Origin of the sequence: Lewinella sp. LCG006 (assembly GCF_040784935.1) — a bacterium.
Lineage (GTDB): Bacteria > Bacteroidota > Bacteroidia > Chitinophagales > Saprospiraceae > Lewinella.
The window spans coordinates 3086787-3103729 of sequence record NZ_CP160680.1 but is presented as its reverse complement, the minus strand read 5'-3'; the positions used below and the strand labels follow the sequence as shown (position 1 = coordinate 3103729).

Here is a 16943-nt window from a genome sequence, read left to right as displayed (position 1 = left end):
AGCCTTCCTGGTTATGGAAGCTTTTTACCCCATACGGCAACGTGCTGATCATCAAGCCCCGTGAACAGAATGGTACTGGCCTCCTCGTTTTCCCAATCGCGGCCTCTTTCCACCCTAAGTTGTTGGGTGCGACCGCCCTGATTGATGGTCAGCCAGGGTTGAGTGTAAGACCAACTACCACCTAAGCCGCCCGAAATCGTGCCTCCTTCCTCCAGGGTAATTATGTCTGAATCGTTGAAATTTGGAGAGACCTGCTCATCTGCATATCCTGGTACGACTTGATAGTCCATGATGATTTGCTCCCATTCACCGATGAGTTCAGCTTCGGCAACGGCTGACTCTTCTTCGGTGGCATACCGTTGACAGCTTACCAATGGCCATCCATCTGGCGTCCAGAACAACTGCCGCAGGTGCATCACCATATAAAACTGATTGACGCCAGGGCGGCCTTGATGACCGATATAAAAATCACCATCTCTTTCAAATACCCCGGGATGCGACACCCCCTGCCAGCCACCATGCCCCGCAAAACGGTAAGGCGCCAGGATCATGGGCAGATCATCGACCGCTTCGTTCATGTTGTTGCCCGCCATGTCAAAGAAAGGCCCCGTAGGGCTATCTGATCGCCCTACCCTGACATTGTATTTGGTTGCTAGCCAATCGTAAGCGATGAAGAGGTAGTACTTATTGAACTGGGGATTGTAGATAATTTCTGGCCCTTCGATATTCCCGTTGATGCTGTTTCCCGTAAACCCTCGCTGGGCAACTCTTACTCCTTTCTCGTCGTTTCTTTTGGCCAACCCGGTCTCCGCGTCAAGCTCCAGCTTATAGATACCGTCCCAGGCGGAGCCGTAATACATCCAGTGGGTGCCATCGTCGGCAATGATTACCGTAGGATCTATGGCGTTGGTCTGTACGCTATTGTTGGCTAGCGAGGTCACGACCAGCCCCTCCTCCCGGAAAGGACCACGCGGATTGGTGGCCGTCGCCAGACCAATGACACTCAGACGCGGCGTTGGAGAGGACAAAGAATAATACAACCTGTATTCAGCTCCTACTTTGACTATATAAGGTGCCCACAGGCCTTCGAAGGGTTCCCCGCCGTTTTGACGGATAAAGTTGGCACCTCTTGTGGGTAAACCTGGAAAAACCCAGCCCACAAACTCCCATTCTACCAGATTGATACTCCTGCGAATCTGGAGGCCAGGCCGAATTTCGTTACCAAACGCAACGTCGGTGCTGTAGGCGTAAACAAAATCATCTTCTACCAAATAAGCGGGGTCGTGCACATTGTAATGCGCCCACTGGCTGGTCATACTAGGGGATGCAATCTCTCCGTAGGTATCATTCAACTTGGAAAAATCCACCGGGCCATCATCAAGCGTGGTGGTATCTACCGGCGTTGGCGTAGGGCCGGGCCCAACGACCACGACGTCATCATCTTTTTTACAAGCAAGGGCTCCCATCAGCATCACCGCCAAAAAGAAGTACATTATCTTATCGCAACTAGATTTCATCATGTTCTTAAATATTTTCTTTTGGTAGATTCACCTCCATCTCGCGGGTAAGCCCTCCCTGGCTGTTCCAAAAGGACACCTTGTTCGTATTCGGCGGCAGCCAAAATTTTCGCGTCTGCTGAGACAGATAGCCACTCCCGATGGGGCATTCCAGTTTAATCGTCGCTCCGTTTGAAGTCGAGATGGTCGCACTCACCTCTCCAGGACGGAAATTGTACCACGGTTGATCCGATTTACTTTCCAGCAGGTAATTTTCGAGGGCACCACTATTTTTACTCACCAAAATCAACAGTTGTTGATCATTCGAGAGGGCCAACTTCACGGCCGAGCGCGTGTCTCCGTGGGTATTTACCCCCGATGCTTTTGCCGTAAGAGTGGTAAACTTGAGTTGTCCGGTATTGAGCAGAACGGTACCCCGCGAGGCATCATAATTCCCATTGACGACTTCTGTATTGTAATCATTGCCCACCAGCATAATATCTAAGCGGCCATCTTGATTGAAGTCTTCCGTGACAATTCCTTTCGTCGGTGCTACCTGGGCCATAAGGGGTAAGCTGTGCATAACAAAATGTTTCCCTCCCTGATTTTCCAAAAGGATGGAAACCCCGTTTTCGCAGTAGAGTGTCTCCATGGAGGAGGTTCCCAAAAGGGCCAATATCGATTCGGTGGTAGAGGCGGCGTAATCGCGGTAATGAAGGAATTTCTTTTTCAGCAACGGCAGTTGTGCCGTCAGCAAATCCAAGGATGGCAGAGGGTGGTAATCTCCTTCTTCAAAGGAAGAATAAATAGGGTCGATGGTGCCGTTTTGGTCAAAATCAGCAAAATGAAGGGACAAAGGATGCTCCGAACTGATGGTGAACGGAAGATTGCTGCCAATATTCCCCAAAACATAATCCGTGTCGCCGTCATTGTCAAAATCTCCTGGCGCAATGCTGTTCCACAGGCCAGTAGCATGGGCCAGTCCCGCCTGTGCGGAAATGTTTTTCAATCGCCCAGCCTGGTTTTCAAAGAGCGAAATATTCATCATCTCTCCTACGACAATCAAGTCTTGCTGATGGTCATTGTTGAAATCCGTCCAAACGGCAGCCGTCACCATCCCCACTGATGTTAAGGCTGGACAAACTTGCTCCGTAACATCCATGAATTTTCCCGCTCGGTTTTCCAGCAAATAGCTTGGTGGGCTCAGTGGGTAGCTGCCAGGTACGACACGGCCTCCGACAAAGAGATCCACATCTCCGTCTTGGTCATAATCGCCGCCTACGACGGTGGCCGTGCTCGTTAACATCTCGGGAAGTGCCGCTTCATTGAGCGTAAAGTTGCCCTTTCCGTCGTTTAGATAAATTCGGTCTTGGTAATACTGGTGTCCCTGGTACCTTTCGGAGCCGCCACTGACCACATATAGGTCTAAGTCACCATCCTCATCTACGTCAAAGAACAAGGCCCCTAAGTCTTCGTAATTTTCAGTAGGAAAGACTTGCGTTACAAACGTAGCCTGGGCTGTTTGTAGATACAGGTGAGCTGGTTGCCCATAAGGCCCGCCGATAAATAAGTCGTCGTGCCCATCGTTATTGACATCACCAACCGCTAAGCCAGGCCCTTGATGGGTAAAACCGTGTAAGAGCAAGGGTTGAACCTGAAAATAATTACCGGGAGCAGGCTCTTGATGAATATAGTTGATCTTGTCAATTTTAGCTAATAAGCTAGCAGCATCAACAACCGGCTGATTTTCCTTTGTTTCCGCATCCGCTTCGTTGATAACAATACATTGATTAGCGGCGACAGCTTTCAACAAGGTGCTTTTGCCGCTGGGCCAGGTCACTTCCACCTCATCAATTGTTGTGTGCTCGCCTACCCCGAAGTGGAGCACCTCCGTCACAGAACTCTGAAAGCCGCGAACGGGCTGCTGGTAGCGGAGTTGTTTTTCAGTTCCTACCCGCACACTTACCCTTGCTCCTACTCCCTTGGAATTGCTGCTTCCGTTGAGTTTAACCGCTAAAAAACGGGCTTTGGAGGAGTCGGTTTCTACGAGGGTATTTTTGTAGATAAAAACCTTCTGATCGATGTTGTTCGTGATCAACTCCAGGTCACCATCCTGGTCGAGGTCTGCGTAAGCGGCGCCATTAGAAATAGACGACTGGCTGATGCCCCACGCTGTGCCTTTGTTTTCGAAACGACTATTTCCCTGGTTTCGGTAGAGGTAGTTGGGTAGTGTGATAGAAGGGAGATCATCAAGGCTAGCGATCATTTTCTTGCGAACTTCTTCCTGGCTCGTGTACCGAGAAACGGCATCTTTACGAAACTTCACGAAATCGAGATCGGTGATGTCCTTGCCATAGCCATTGGTAATATAAAGGTCTTGCCAACCATCATTATCGAAATCGGCCATCAAAGGGCACCAGCTCCAGTCGGTACGATCCAGGCCAGCCAATTGGCCAATTTCGCTAAAGCGGTGATCTTGCTGCCCCACCTGAAGCATGTTGCGCATATATTGGTAACCATATCCATAGTCGACGGCCTGATAAAACTTATCGTATTGGTTGGGACCAAACATCAACTTGCGGCGTTGATGGCTTTCGGGCAACATGTCCAGCGTCATGATATCTGGCAGGCCATCATTATTTATATCACCGATATCATTGCCCATCGAAAAGTGGCTCAGGTGATCGAAGTACGCCATCGCTTCCTCGCTGAAGGTACCATCTTGCTGATTGACGTACAAATAGTCACGTGATAAGTAATCATTGGAAACGTAGATGTCCGGCCACTGGTCATCATTCACATCAATGATCCCCACGCCTAATCCGAAGCCCTCAAAGCGGATGCCTGCTTCCTTGGAGACATCCATAAAGACGGGATGGCCCAGGGTTTCATCAAAATTATTCTGATAGAGTTTGTCGGTATTGCGGCTCGACCCGTCGGTGATGATGGGTCGGATAGTCACCGCCGATTTTTCAAAGCCCCCACCGTTGAGCAGGTACATGTCTAAATCACCGTCTTGGTCATAATCGAAGAAAACGGCTTGGTTGGACTCATTGGGGTCAGCCAAGCCATAATCAGCAGCAGCTTCCCTAAAGGTGAGGTCTCCTTGGTTGAGGAAAAGTAAATTGGGGTAAATACTTTGCTTGCCCGGGCCGCCTACGGATAGGTAGATATCATCATATCCATCCCTATTGATATCAACGATTGCCACACCGGTACACCATTTTCCTGCGGTAGTGAAGCCGGCTGCCTCGGTAATATCTTTGAATTGTAGTTTACCTTGGTTGAGGTAGATTTTGCTAGCCACCATATTTCCAGTAAAGACCAGATCAGGCAACCCATTGTTATCAAAATCCGCGACGCCTACGCCGCCGCCATTGTAGAGATATTCAAAATCCAGGAGATTGAATACCTCGTCGGGAGTAATGGTATTTTGAAAATCAACGCCCGTCGCTGAAGCATCCATTAATTGAAATAGCGTATCCGCATCAGCACCGGATGCCTGACGCTGGCATTGGCACAGCGTTGAAAGTGCCAGCAACCAAAACAGCGGATATGTATTTCTGGAAATCATCTTACGATAACAGGCTTGTTTTGCTTAAAAAAGAATGGGTAAGGGTATCTCCGACGGAAGTGGCCATTGATACCCTTACTCCTTCAAAAGTGCTAGTTCGCCGTATTCCCAACCAGGTTAGGATTGCGATCTAATTCCGTTTGTGCGATAGGAATCAACTCGTCCTCGCCTGGCGTGAAAGTGTTAAACTCCGTGTCGTTGGCCTTCAGTTCTTCGAGTTTTGCACCACTCAGGTAGCCCCAACGCCGAAGATCGTACCAGCGCTTACCCTCTACCGCCAGTTCCATGATCCGCTCGTGTTCGATTTGAGCCATGAACTGTTGGAGGTTGTAACCCGCAAATTCTGCTTCGCGATCCGGCAAATTGGCCCGGTTTCTCACCACCTGTACCTGCTGCGCTGCGGCAGGAATATTGCCCGTATTGGCCAAGCACTCTGCGTACATCAACAGCACATCCGCATAGCGAATGATATGGTAATCATAGCCCGCTGTAAATGCATCGGCACCATCAGTGGCATTGGTGTACTTCTTGATGAAATAATCGTTTTCACCGTAACCTCTGGCAAACCAGTCTTGCCCATAGGCCGTGGTGTAACCTTCTTCGGGCTCGTAAGAAAGGATGGTCGCATGGTAACGAGGGTCCAAGGTACCATCGACCGTCAGCTCTTCACGCATTTCATTGTACAAAAATGCAGATGGGAAAAAGTCGAAGAAATCACCCACAGAGTAGGTTGGCGTCAAGGCTAAAAACTGGCGCCAGTTGACGTTGGGGTCACCACCCCAGTTGAATTCTGCATTGGCACTGGTGGTAAAGTCTGCCCAGAAGATTTTTCCAGGATTAGCACTCTCTACCGAAGGATCCTGTGAAAACAGATCGGCATAATTTGCAGCAAGTGAATACTGGCCAGCATTGACGACACTTTCAAAGAAAGGCAGAGCCGCTGCGTAATCGCCCTGGTAGAGGTGAACGGTACCCATGAGGGATTCGGCAGCACCTTTGGTCGCTCTTCCTACTTGCCCCTGGTCAGGCCCTGAAACATCGTTGTAGTTGAGTGGCAACCGTGAAATAGCATTGGCCAAATCTGATTCAACTTGCTCATAAACCTTTTCTGCGGTTACTTCAGCGTTGCTAGGATAGAAAGACTCCGATCCTTTAGGTGTCTCCAAAATAATGGGAACATTACCGTGAACATTGGCCAGGTTGAAGTAAGCCAAAGCTCTCAGGAAGTATGCCTGCCCCAGCAAGCGCTCGCGCAAGGTAGCGTCGACGCCTTCCACCAATGGAATGTTTTCCAAGGCTTGATTCGCCCGGTTGACCATGATGTAATGTCCCGCCCAAAAGATTTCCAAAGCACCATCCGTAGCAGGTAAGGTGAAAGAGCTGAACCCCGTAAGGAAAGTCCATGGACTACGGCATTTCAATTCATCGCCACGACCGTCGTTGTAGACAGGCGTAATTCGCTGATACATCCCATCAATGATCAAAGCATTGTAGATGGCATCAACGGCAGCAACAGCCTCCGCTTCCGTAGCATAATACTGTTCTGAAGACAAACGGTTGGGATCAACAATCTCCAGCTCGTTCGTACACGCACCCAACCCGATGAGGGCAGCTGCAAGAAAAAATAGTTTATATTGGATGTTTTTCATCTTTCTTAGAATTTAACTTGTAGACCAATCATTGAAGTTCTTGGCCGAGGGAAGGTACCGAAATCAAATCCAGGGCTCAGGATATTCGCCTGGAAATCAGGGTTATACCCTTTGTAAGCAGCAAACGTATAGACATTCTGCATGGTGACGTAAATCCGGGCGCTTTGCAGCCTGATTTTGTCCAGTGCCCTTGCGTTTAAGGAATAACCAACAGAGATGGTGCTGATCCGGAAGTAGTCTCCGTCTTGCAACCATCCCGGGCGGTTAGAATCCCGTTGGTTGTTATTGGGATCATTCCAGACTACCCGAGGAATATCCGTATTGGTATTGGTTGGTGTCCAGCGGTTGAGGATGTCTTCGTGCCAGTTGGTGTAGCCCGAAGTTGGCATCAAACCTTTGTAGAGGTTGCTGTTGATGAGGTTGCCACCACTTCCTTGTCCGAAAATGGTGAAATCAAAGCTCTTGTATTGCGCGGCAATATTGATACCGTAGTAGTAAGTAGGCATCCCTTGCCCAAGGAATTGGCGATCTTCTTCATTGATGATGCCATCGTCGTTGAGGTCCGCAAATTTGATGTCCCCTGGTGCCGTGCCGGCGTTCTGGAATGCGGAGGCAGCAATTTCATCCTGGCTCTGGAAAATACCTTCGTATACCCATCCGTATTGCTGACCGACCGCTTGGCCTACTTCGGTACGTGCTCCGGCACCAGAGATAAATTCTAGGTTACCGATGTCCAGTACTTCGTTTTTAACGGTGTAAAAGTTGGGTGAAATATTAAAAACGATATCACCAACACGTGGCCGCCAATTTGCGGATAGCTCGATGCCTGAGTTCTGGATAGAGCCGGCATTGGTCGTAAGTCCTGCCAAAGAGCCATTGGACAATGGAATAGGCAGATCAATCAGTACATCTTCAGAAGTATTGGAGTAGTATTCAGCGGTAAACTCCAGCTTACCGTCCCACATTTCAAGATCCAAACCTACATTTCTGGTAATACGGGTCTCCCAGGTAATCGAAGGATCCACCAGGATGGTCGTCGCTGCGCCAAACACTCTACCCGTACCAAATTCGTAAGGAATAGCACGATTGATGGTACTTTGGTAACGGAAGTTTCCAATTTCCTGGTTACCCAATTGCCCGTAACCGCCACGCAGCTTCATTGCGGTAATCGCGCGGGGCAAATTAAGGTCATTGTGGATTTTCCAACCTAAACCAATGGAAGGGAAGAACGCAAAACGATCTTCTTTGCGGAAACGGGAAGAACCATCATTCCGGATATTGAAGGTAAGTAAGTAAGTGTCATCCAATGCGTAGTTTACCCGCCCCAAATAAGACGCTAATGCAGCAGGCTGCTGATTGTCAATTACACTAAACGTAGAAGCATTCGACAAGCTAAGTACATATGGCTTTTCGAGACCAGAACCAACCGCTGAGATTTGGCGGTAGTTGAAGTTTTGGAAACTTTGCCCGGCTAGTACCGTCAGATTATGACGACCGACAGCCTTAGTGTAGGTTAGGGTATTCTCTACCAGAAAAGAGTTGGAAGAACGGTCTCCTACCTGTAGTTCCGCAATTGGTCGTGGGAAAAAGTATCCCAAATCATACTCCGGTGCAAACAACTGATCGGAAATATCCGTATTGTCGTACTGCAAATTCAGCTTATAGGTAAGCCCTTCCAATAAGTCCAGCTCACCGTATACATTGGCAAGTAAGCGATTGACTTGTGTAGCGTTGCGAACCAGGGTATTGAATCCAGGCACATTCAGGGTGATAGATTGGTGGATAACGGCATCTGCACCACCGAAGCCTCCCTCACGGTTCTCGTCGTAAACAGGAATCGTAGGAATGGCCTGTAGTAAGTCATTGACCAAGGTCGGGCGGCCACCAGGCAAGAACAAGGTAAATATGCCGTTGTAAAACAAGGGGTTTTCGTCAGAGCGCATCAGGTATACGTTCTCGCCAAAGCGAACCTTGCCTAAGTCTGTTTCAGAGTTTACCCGCATTGAGTAACGGGTATAATCCGGGCCAGACCCCACCAAAGTGCCTTTATTATCGAGGTAATCCATAGAGATGAAGTAGCTCGTCTTGTCCGTTCCTCCACTCATGCCCAGGTTATAATTCTGGATAGAACCATCTTTATAACCTTCGTTCTGCCAATCCGTATCGATATTACTAATGTAATCAGCAGAAGTAGGATCATTACCAGGAACAGGAGCCTGACCAGCATTGGCCAACAGCTCACTATTGATGGTTTGGTACCCTACTCGGTCTAAAAGAGGAATGCGCTGTGGTACCGTCTGGATACCCGCGTAAGAAGAAAAGTTGACACTGAATTTCTCGTTTCTTTTTCCGCCTTTGGTTGTAATAATTACAACGCCATTGGCTGCCCGGTTGCCGTAGATGGCTCCTGAAGTGGCATCCTTTAGTACCTGAATAGACTCAATATCGTTGGGGTTGATGTCTCTGATTCCTCCAACGAGGGGGAAACCGTCTACGACGTATAAGGGTTCTGCACCTGCGCCCAAACCGAAGGTACTTACGCCCCTTACGCGCACAGATGGAGCTGCACCAGGCTGCCCATCGGTAGTGATGGAAACCCCAGCGACCCGTCCCTGCATCATCTGGGTCACATCATTGGATGCCTGTTTGCGCATTTCCTCGGTATTTACCACGCTCACGGCGCCAGTAAGATCTTCTTTACGTTGGGTACCGTACCCTACTACCACGACTTCGTCGAGTAATTCCGCATTTTGGCTCATCACCAAATCGATCGTCGTTTGGTTACCCACCGTAAGTTCGGTAGGAAGATAGCCGGTGTAAGAAAAAATCAGTACATCTTCTGGCATCGCCTGCAAGGAGTATGCCCCATCAATATCCGATACCGTCCCGGTGGATTTACCTTTCACCAGGATATTCACACCAATCAGCGGCTCTCCTTCATCCGAAGTTACCACCCCTGAAACGGTTTTGTTCTGTGCTGATACCACAGCAATTAGTAGAAAGAAAAAGGCTAGGGTAGCCCACCACTTCTTCTGGTGCGGCACCTTTATTCCGACACAGTGGCTTTGTATATGTCTTTTCATAAAGTTAAGAGTTGAAAATAATAAGTGTGAAATCCACACTTGCAAAAATAGTTTTTCCTTTCTTCAGAAGCAAATTATTTTTTGATTATTTTTACACCCATACATTTTTATGCGCCTATATGGATTATATAAGAATATAATTTTTTGTGTGTTTTTCACATTTATCTTTTTGAAACTCTAGGATAATCCTCTTAGGTTTGCGTAATAAAAATCTTCCTACTAACTTTTAATAAAGAACTAACCTTGATCCACAATTACGACAAAGAAGACAAGGTCCTACTAGCCGTGGATTGCATCATCTTTGGTTTCGACGACGAAGACTTGAAAGTACTTTTGATCAAACGTGACTTTGAGCCGGAAAAGGGGAAATGGTCGCTGGAAGGAGGATTCCTCAAGCACTCGGAAACATTAGAAGAAGCTGCCCGGCGAATTCTCAACCTTTATACCGGACTGGATAATATTTACATGGAACAGGTCGCTACTTTCAGTAAGATTGATCGGGACCCTGTAGATCGAACCGTTTCTACAGCTTACTATGCATTGATCAATATTCAGCAGCACAGCGAAAAATTAATCAAACAATTTTCGGCGAATTGGTTTAGTGTATCCAAAGCACCAAAGCTTATCTTTGATCATGATCAAATGATTGATACCGCGATCAAAAAGCTGAGAACCCGAGCCAAAACCAAACCCATTGGATTTGAGCTTCTGCCGGAGAAATTTACCATGCGGCAACTGCAAAAGCTCTACGAAGCAATTTTTGACATCAAACTGGATAAACGAAATTTCATCAATAAAATTCGTTCGCTGGACGTCATAGATCGCTTGGACGAAAAGGACATGAGCTCCTCCAGGAAGGGGTCTTATCTGTACCAGTTTAATGCTGAAAAATATGAGAAAAGAGACGACAATCAGTTTGTCTTGAACCTTATTTAGCTCCTAAATAGAGAATGGAAATGATTGCACCGGCGGCAACCATTTCCATTCTAACTTAACGCAAGTCCAGGACTTAAGAACCTGACCTCCAGGCAATTACCCCGATCTAACTGTACTTAGCATTGGGTACGGTGTACTTGAATAAATGAGGTGTTCTATCTGAGTACCTAGTACTAACTCAATACCGTGAAGTTGGAGGAGGGGCTTCTTCTACTTACAAGAGCTTGTGCACCAACCTCACGTTAACTTCATTTCACCAAAGACCGTAGCGTATCCCTCAGGGACGGAAAAATCTCTAGTGAAAGTTGAGCATTTCCGTTATAATACTTAGCGCTAATATCCTCTGATCTCCCCAGCTAAGTTACTGCGTGTATACTTTTCTTGAGGATCGCCGGAATATTGGATACGCCCACCCGTGTTTGCTACGGCATCCAGGTGTTCGTTGGCGACTACGCGGGCTAAACCACCGGTATTGGATTTCACCTCGGTATGATCCGAAGCTAGGCGAGACGCATCGTATTCTCCACCTGTGTTGGCGGTGGCATACTGGTTTTTAACTTTTCCCGACAGTTCTACACTGGCGCCTTCGGTAGCAGAAGACTCAAGGGTATGCACTTCTAACTCCAATTCTACTTCCGCGCCACTTCCGGCTTTGAGCTCCAACCGATCAGCCGTAATCACTTCCCGGCTACTTAGGGCAGCACCCGCAAGCACCCGAATTTCGTCAAGACTACGGTACTGCACACGCAAACGCAGACGGCGGTCGCCTTTGATCCAACCGTCTACCAAACTCAACTTGAGGGTACTGCCTTTGAGGCTGATATTGAGTTCTCCTTCGGGATAGTCTGTGCTTTCAATAATTACCTGATCGGTTTCGCCTTGCTCCAGGTAAACTTCCAGTTTTCCACTCACTATCAACCCACTGAAAGGCCCAATCTGGCGCGTTTCTTGTGCGTAAGTAATTTGGGTTGCCAACAGAAAAACAAACAGTAGGTATTTCATCTTTTTGGTTTTTTATGGTTCTCCGTACTTAACAACGGTGTTAAGACAAAGGGTAATCTTTGTTACATTGAATAGATGTAACTACTAGAGAAAGCCCCCTATTGTGTGTAGGTGAAAAATGTGGAAGGGTGGAAGGTGTAAGGGTTACAGAAGTCGGAAGTGGGACGGTCTTTTCGCGTAAGACGAAAGTGAGTTCGCAAAGCGTTTTATAAGAAAACTGTATGCTGATCAAAGCAGAGCCTGTAGGCGATCTACCGGCGATTAGTCGCCTACTCCAATCGACCGGTTTGTCCCAGCGCGTGGACAAGCACTATCCTACTCATCATTTGTGGCAGGGAACCAGTATTGGCAAGACATTGGAGGCTTTTCTGGTCTATATTCTGAGCGAGAACGATCATCGACTGTACAACGTAGAAGACTGGGCTTTGGGCTTGGAGCGCACGTTGAGTTGGCTTTTGGATGAAGCTGATTTTCAGGCTGCTTATCTCAGTGATGACCGTTTGGGTAGTCTGCTGGACTACCTGTCTAAGGACGATGAGCGCTGGATGTCCTTTCAGCGCGATCATAACCAATCGCTAATTCGGTTTTACGATCTGGACAACGGTACTGATCAAGGTCCCCTTGATACGGTGCGTATCGACAGTACCACGGCTCAAAGTCATCGAGAAACAGAAGGCATTTTTCAGTTGGGGCATAATGCCACGGGTTTGGCCCTACCTCAGGTAAAATTGATGCTACTGGCTATAGACAAAGCCAACCTGCCACTGGCTCTGAACGTGGTAGCAGGGCAAAACAGTGACGACAAGCTTTACGTGCCAGCCTTGGAACAGGCCTGGGAACAAGGTCTCAAGTCCAAAGGAGTACTGGTAGTGGGAGACCGCAAGCTGTGTAATCAGTACAATATGTGTTTCATTGCTGACAGCGGCAACTACTACTTGGGCCCATTGGCTCAACGACAATACTCACGAGAGGAATTAATGCAAGCCCGTGAGTGGATTGAGCAACAACAAGAGCCCGCCGAACGCGTAATGCGTCAGGCGGCGGGAAGTAAGGATTCACAAGCCATCGCGCTGGTTAAAGAGCTGCCCGCACGTGAAATCATCTCCGCTGACGGCACGATTCACACCCAAAGGCTATTCGGGGTATGTAGCTTGAATCTACGCAAGCGCCAAGTTGCCCAACTAGAGCAACGCTGCCAGACCGCTTGCCAGGAGGTCAGACTGCGCTTCACGCGCAACCGAGGTCGTAAAACGATCAAGTCGGTAGAGGAAGCTGAACGAACCATCAACAAGATACTGGACAAGCACAAAGTCGCTCACCTATACAGCTGGAAGATCACACTATCTCAGGACCCGGCCGAACCTTGCAGTGTGGAACTTACACTGGACGAGCAGCAAAACAACATCGAACAGCAACTGGCCGGATGGCGCGTGATGGCCACTAACGCTCCTTCGGATAGACTCTCGGCTTGCGAGGTGGTACTTTGTTACTGGGAGGAGTATCGTATCGAGCAGCATTTTCATTTGCTGTTGACCAAATGCACCTCGCTTACGCCAATCTTCCTGAAAAAAGAAAATCGCATCCAAGCCATGTTGCGCATACTAATGCTGGCTCTACAGTACTATAATCTGTGGCAATACACCATCCGCCAAACACTGAAAAGCGAACAAAACAGCTATCTTACCAATCTGGTGCCCGGCAATCCCGGCCGCAAAGTTGAGCGACCTACCACATCGCTGGTCTTAAGCGCGTTCCGAAGCGTCCAGATGATCTACATAATGACTGATGATCACAAAGCCAGCGTACACTTGCAGGGCATCGAAGAACATCACCTGAGGTTGCTTAAGATGATGCGATTGCCAACAGATATTTATCGTCATCCATGGGAGGCGTGAACTCACTTTCGTCTTACGCGAAAAGACCGTGGGAAATCGGAAGTCGGAATTAACGGGGCACACGTAGGTTGTTTGGGGTAGTCAGTGCTACTAGGAAAATCAAAACAACGCTTACACGCTTACACCTACCCAACTTTTACACCAACCTTACTCCGCCTTAATGATCGCAGATACCCGGCGCGCTCTTAGTGCGGGTAAAATGGAAGCCAAGGCACCAATGGTACCAACGGTAAGTGCCACGAGGGGGAAATCAAACCAACGCAAGCTCACGGGGTAAGCATCGATGAGCATACCTCCGGGCAGGGTGATAATACCTACCGTCACTTGCAGGATGTAAATGACCGTAGCGAGGATAAAACCGATGAGAATGCCGGCACCACACATGAGCAGGCCTTCGTAGAGGAAGAGGCGGTAAACTCCTTGTTCGGTCATACCCATGGATTTCAGGATAGCAATATCGGGCTGTTTTTCGAGCACAATCATCCACAGTGCGCCGATCAGGTTGAAACTTACCAAGAGCATCATCAAGCCAACGATGGCAAAGCTGAGCCACTTTTCTACCCGCATCAGCCGCAGGAAGGAGGCTTCCTGTTCGTAGCGGTTTTTGACTTCCATCTCCGGGCCTACGATGGTACGAATGGCATCGTAAATGCTGGCAATTTCAAAACCGTCTTTGAGGTCTATCTCTAGCGAGGTACAGGCATCGGGCCGTTCCAGCAATTCCCGCGCCAGCTTGATGGAAGTAAGTACGTACTGGTTTTCAAAATCTTGCTGTACCAAAAAAGTACCGACTGGCTGCACCTGAACCGACTTGAATGGGCGGGTATCGAAAGGGCCAGCCTTCTTGCGTTTGGGCCAGTAGATGGTGAGTGGGTTGAAAGGATCATCGACATCAATGCCCAGCCGGTTGCGGATACCTTGCCCGATGACGGCCTTATTGCCGCCTTCTTCTTCCAGGTCATAAAACCCTTCCCTCACGGTGGAGTCGATGCCCGTGACCTGCTTGTAGAATTCGTCGACCCCTTTGAGCAGGCCAAAATCGCGGTTGTCTTTGTACTCAAAGAGGGCTTTTTCTTCCAGGGTTTGCGAGATCACGGCTACGCCTTCGAGCGCATAGAGTTGCTCCAGCATCACGGTATCGGCAGCGAAGGTTTTGCCCTTGGCGGGCGTGACCGTCACATCAGGGTTGAAGCTGTTGTAGAGGGTTAGGAACAAGTCTTCAAACCCATTAAAAACCGAGAGGATAAGAATCAGGGCCGCCGTACCAACAGCTACGCCAAAAACCGCAATACCAGTAATGATATTGATCGCATTGGTGGAACGCCGAGCAAAAAGATAACGGCGCGCTATTTTGAGGGGTAAATTCATGGAGAGCAAAGGTACAATTTGTGTGGAGGTTTTTGGAGTGTTTTTTTTGGGGGTGTTCGTTCCGATAACTCGGAACGAGCACCCCTACTCCAAACCCTGCAAGGCTACCAACTTCCGGTATTCCCCATCTTGCTCTAATAAACCCAGGTGGGTACCTCGTTCGACGATCCGGCCTTCGCGCATGACGATGATCTCATCGGCGTGCTGGATGGTGCTCAGGCGGTGGGCGATCACTACCGCCGTACGGCCCTGCATCAGTTTTGTCAGGGCATCCTGTACCAGTCGCTCACTTTCGGAGTCGAGTGCAGAAGTTGCTTCGTCGAGGATCAGGATGGGCGGGTTGCGTAATATAGCTCGCGCGATGGTGAGGCGCTGCCGCTGACCACCGGAGAGCTTGTTGCCCCGGTCGCCGATATTGGTACCGTAGCCATTTTCGGTAGCTATGATAAACTCGTGGGCATTGGCAATACGGGCGGCTTCTTCCACCGCTTGTTGGCTCACTCCCTCCAGACCAAAAACGATATTATTGTAAATAGTGTCATTGAAGAGGATGGCCTCCTGGCTAACGATGCCCAGTAGTCTGCGTAGTTCACGCCGACGCAACTGGCGCACATCGATCCCGTCGATGAAAATACCGCCTTCGGTAACGTCGTAGAAGCGCGGGAGCAGATCTACCAGGGTACTCTTGCCTGCACCGGAGGCTCCAACCAGTGCAATAACCTTGCCTTTGTCGATGTCCAGGTTGATATTTTGCAGGACGGGGCCTTCTACATCGCGGTAACGAAAACCTACTTGCCGGTAGCTGATTCCTTCGTTGAAGGTGCTGATCGACTTGGCGTCGGGTGCTTCGGGTAGGTTGTTCACGGCATCCAGCAGCCTTTCAATGCGCTCAAAAGCACCAATGCCGCGTTGGATATTGGAAGTGGCTTTGGCGATATTTTTAGCGGGGTCGATAACATTGTAGAACGCAAAAATGAAGGTGATAAAGGTTTCCGCATCCAATACGCCACTGAACACCTGCCGGGAACCGTACCAAAGCAAGGCGGCTACAGTAGCAATGCCCAAAAATTCTGACAGTGGCGAGGCGAGGTCTCTCCGACGCAACAGCTTGGTCAGTAGGTTGCGGTAGTCATTATTGGCGTTAGAAAATTTCTTGCGTTGGTAATCTTCCGCCGCAAAACCTTTGATAATTCGCAATCCCCCCAGACCTTCTTCCACCAAGCTCAGTAGATGGCCTAAACGATCCTGCACCTGCGTAGAGGTGCGCTTGAGGCGCTTACCCAGGCCACCAATCACCACCCCTGTGAAGATGATCAAAAGAAATACAAACACCGTCAATCCGGGACTTACGTAGATCATAAAGGCCAGCGCCCCCGTAATGATGAGCGGCTCTCGGAAAACCACTTCCAGCATATTCAAAATCGATGATTCTACTTCTTGCACATCACTGGTAAGGCGCGACAGCAGATCCCCCTTGCGTTCTTCGCCAAAGTAAGACAGCGGTAAAGTCAGCACTTGCTCAAACATTTCATCGCGGAGGTCACGAATCACACCATTGCGAACGGGTGCCATAAAATACAGTGCCAAATACCTGAAGAGATTGCGAAGAAGATAGACCACCACAATGGCTACACAGACGTAAGCCAGCGCAGTCTCCTGCCCCTGGGTATTGATCAATTGAGTAAACTGATAATTGAGATGTTCGGTGACATTGCTAAAACCCAGCGGCCTGGATGGTGCCGCTACGGCCATCTCCGTCCGGTCGAACAAGATCTGAAAAAAGGGAATCAGCATCGGGATGCTAATGACCGTAAAAACTGCGGTAAGGATATTGCACCCAATGGCAGCTACCACCAAAGATTGGTAGCGCCCTAAATAACGAATTAAACGCCAGAAACTTTTCATGTCGCAAAGGTAGTAATTGTCAGGACGCAAGGTGT

9 protein-coding genes are annotated in these 16943 nt (G+C 48.8%); 2 read left to right on the top strand and 7 right to left on the bottom strand.

Annotation, left to right across the window (positions count from 1 at the left end; genetic code table 11):
- Window positions 1–11: 11 nt before the first annotated feature.
- From AB0L18_RS11045 to AB0L18_RS11030, 4 genes are all read right to left on the bottom strand, one after another.
- Window positions 12–1520, bottom strand: coding sequence for a family 43 glycosylhydrolase (locus AB0L18_RS11045; RefSeq protein WP_367392650.1), 1509 nt, complete (start codon window positions 1518–1520; stop codon window positions 12–14).
- 4 nt (window positions 1521–1524) lie between these two features.
- Window positions 1525–5070, bottom strand: a complete 3546-nt coding sequence (locus AB0L18_RS11040) for a VCBS repeat-containing protein (protein WP_367392649.1) — start codon at window positions 5068–5070, stop codon at window positions 1525–1527.
- A gap of 92 nt (window positions 5071–5162) precedes the next feature.
- The gene (locus tag AB0L18_RS11035) at window positions 5163–6719 is read right to left on the bottom strand and encodes a RagB/SusD family nutrient uptake outer membrane protein (protein ID WP_367392648.1); all 1557 of its coding nucleotides are present in this window, start codon (window positions 6717–6719) and stop codon (window positions 5163–5165) included.
- Between the two features lie 5 nt (window positions 6720–6724).
- Window positions 6725–9802, bottom strand: coding sequence for a SusC/RagA family TonB-linked outer membrane protein (locus tag AB0L18_RS11030; protein ID WP_367392647.1), 3078 nt, complete (start codon window positions 9800–9802; stop codon window positions 6725–6727).
- A gap of 243 nt (window positions 9803–10045) precedes the next feature.
- Here AB0L18_RS11030 and AB0L18_RS11025 point away from each other — a divergent pair, with 243 nt between their 5' ends.
- Entirely contained in the window at window positions 10046–10738 is a 693-nt protein-coding gene (locus AB0L18_RS11025; protein WP_367392646.1) for an NUDIX domain-containing protein, read from the top strand.
- 333 nt (window positions 10739–11071) lie between these two features.
- On the opposite strand, the gene AB0L18_RS11020 is transcribed toward AB0L18_RS11025, so the two are convergent.
- Window positions 11072–11740: a head GIN domain-containing protein gene (locus AB0L18_RS11020; RefSeq protein WP_367392645.1), complete on the bottom strand. Its 669-nt coding sequence runs from the start codon at window positions 11738–11740 to the stop codon at window positions 11072–11074.
- Between the two features lie 221 nt (window positions 11741–11961).
- On the opposite strand from AB0L18_RS11020, the gene AB0L18_RS11015 reads away from it, so the two are divergent.
- Window positions 11962–13635, top strand: a complete 1674-nt coding sequence (locus tag AB0L18_RS11015) for an IS1634 family transposase (RefSeq protein WP_367389257.1) — start codon at window positions 11962–11964, stop codon at window positions 13633–13635.
- Window positions 13636–13782: 147 nt separating this feature from the next.
- Here the strand turns inward: AB0L18_RS11015 and AB0L18_RS11010 are convergent, their stop codons facing one another.
- Together AB0L18_RS11010 and AB0L18_RS11005 are read right to left on the bottom strand one after the other, a co-directional pair.
- Window positions 13783–15003, bottom strand: a complete 1221-nt coding sequence (locus AB0L18_RS11010) for an FtsX-like permease family protein (RefSeq protein ID WP_367392644.1) — start codon at window positions 15001–15003, stop codon at window positions 13783–13785.
- An 84-nt stretch (window positions 15004–15087) separates the two neighbouring features.
- The gene (locus tag AB0L18_RS11005; protein WP_367392643.1) at window positions 15088–16908 is read right to left on the bottom strand and encodes an ABC transporter ATP-binding protein; all 1821 of its coding nucleotides are present in this window, start codon (window positions 16906–16908) and stop codon (window positions 15088–15090) included.
- Window positions 16909–16943: the final 35 nt, after the last annotated feature.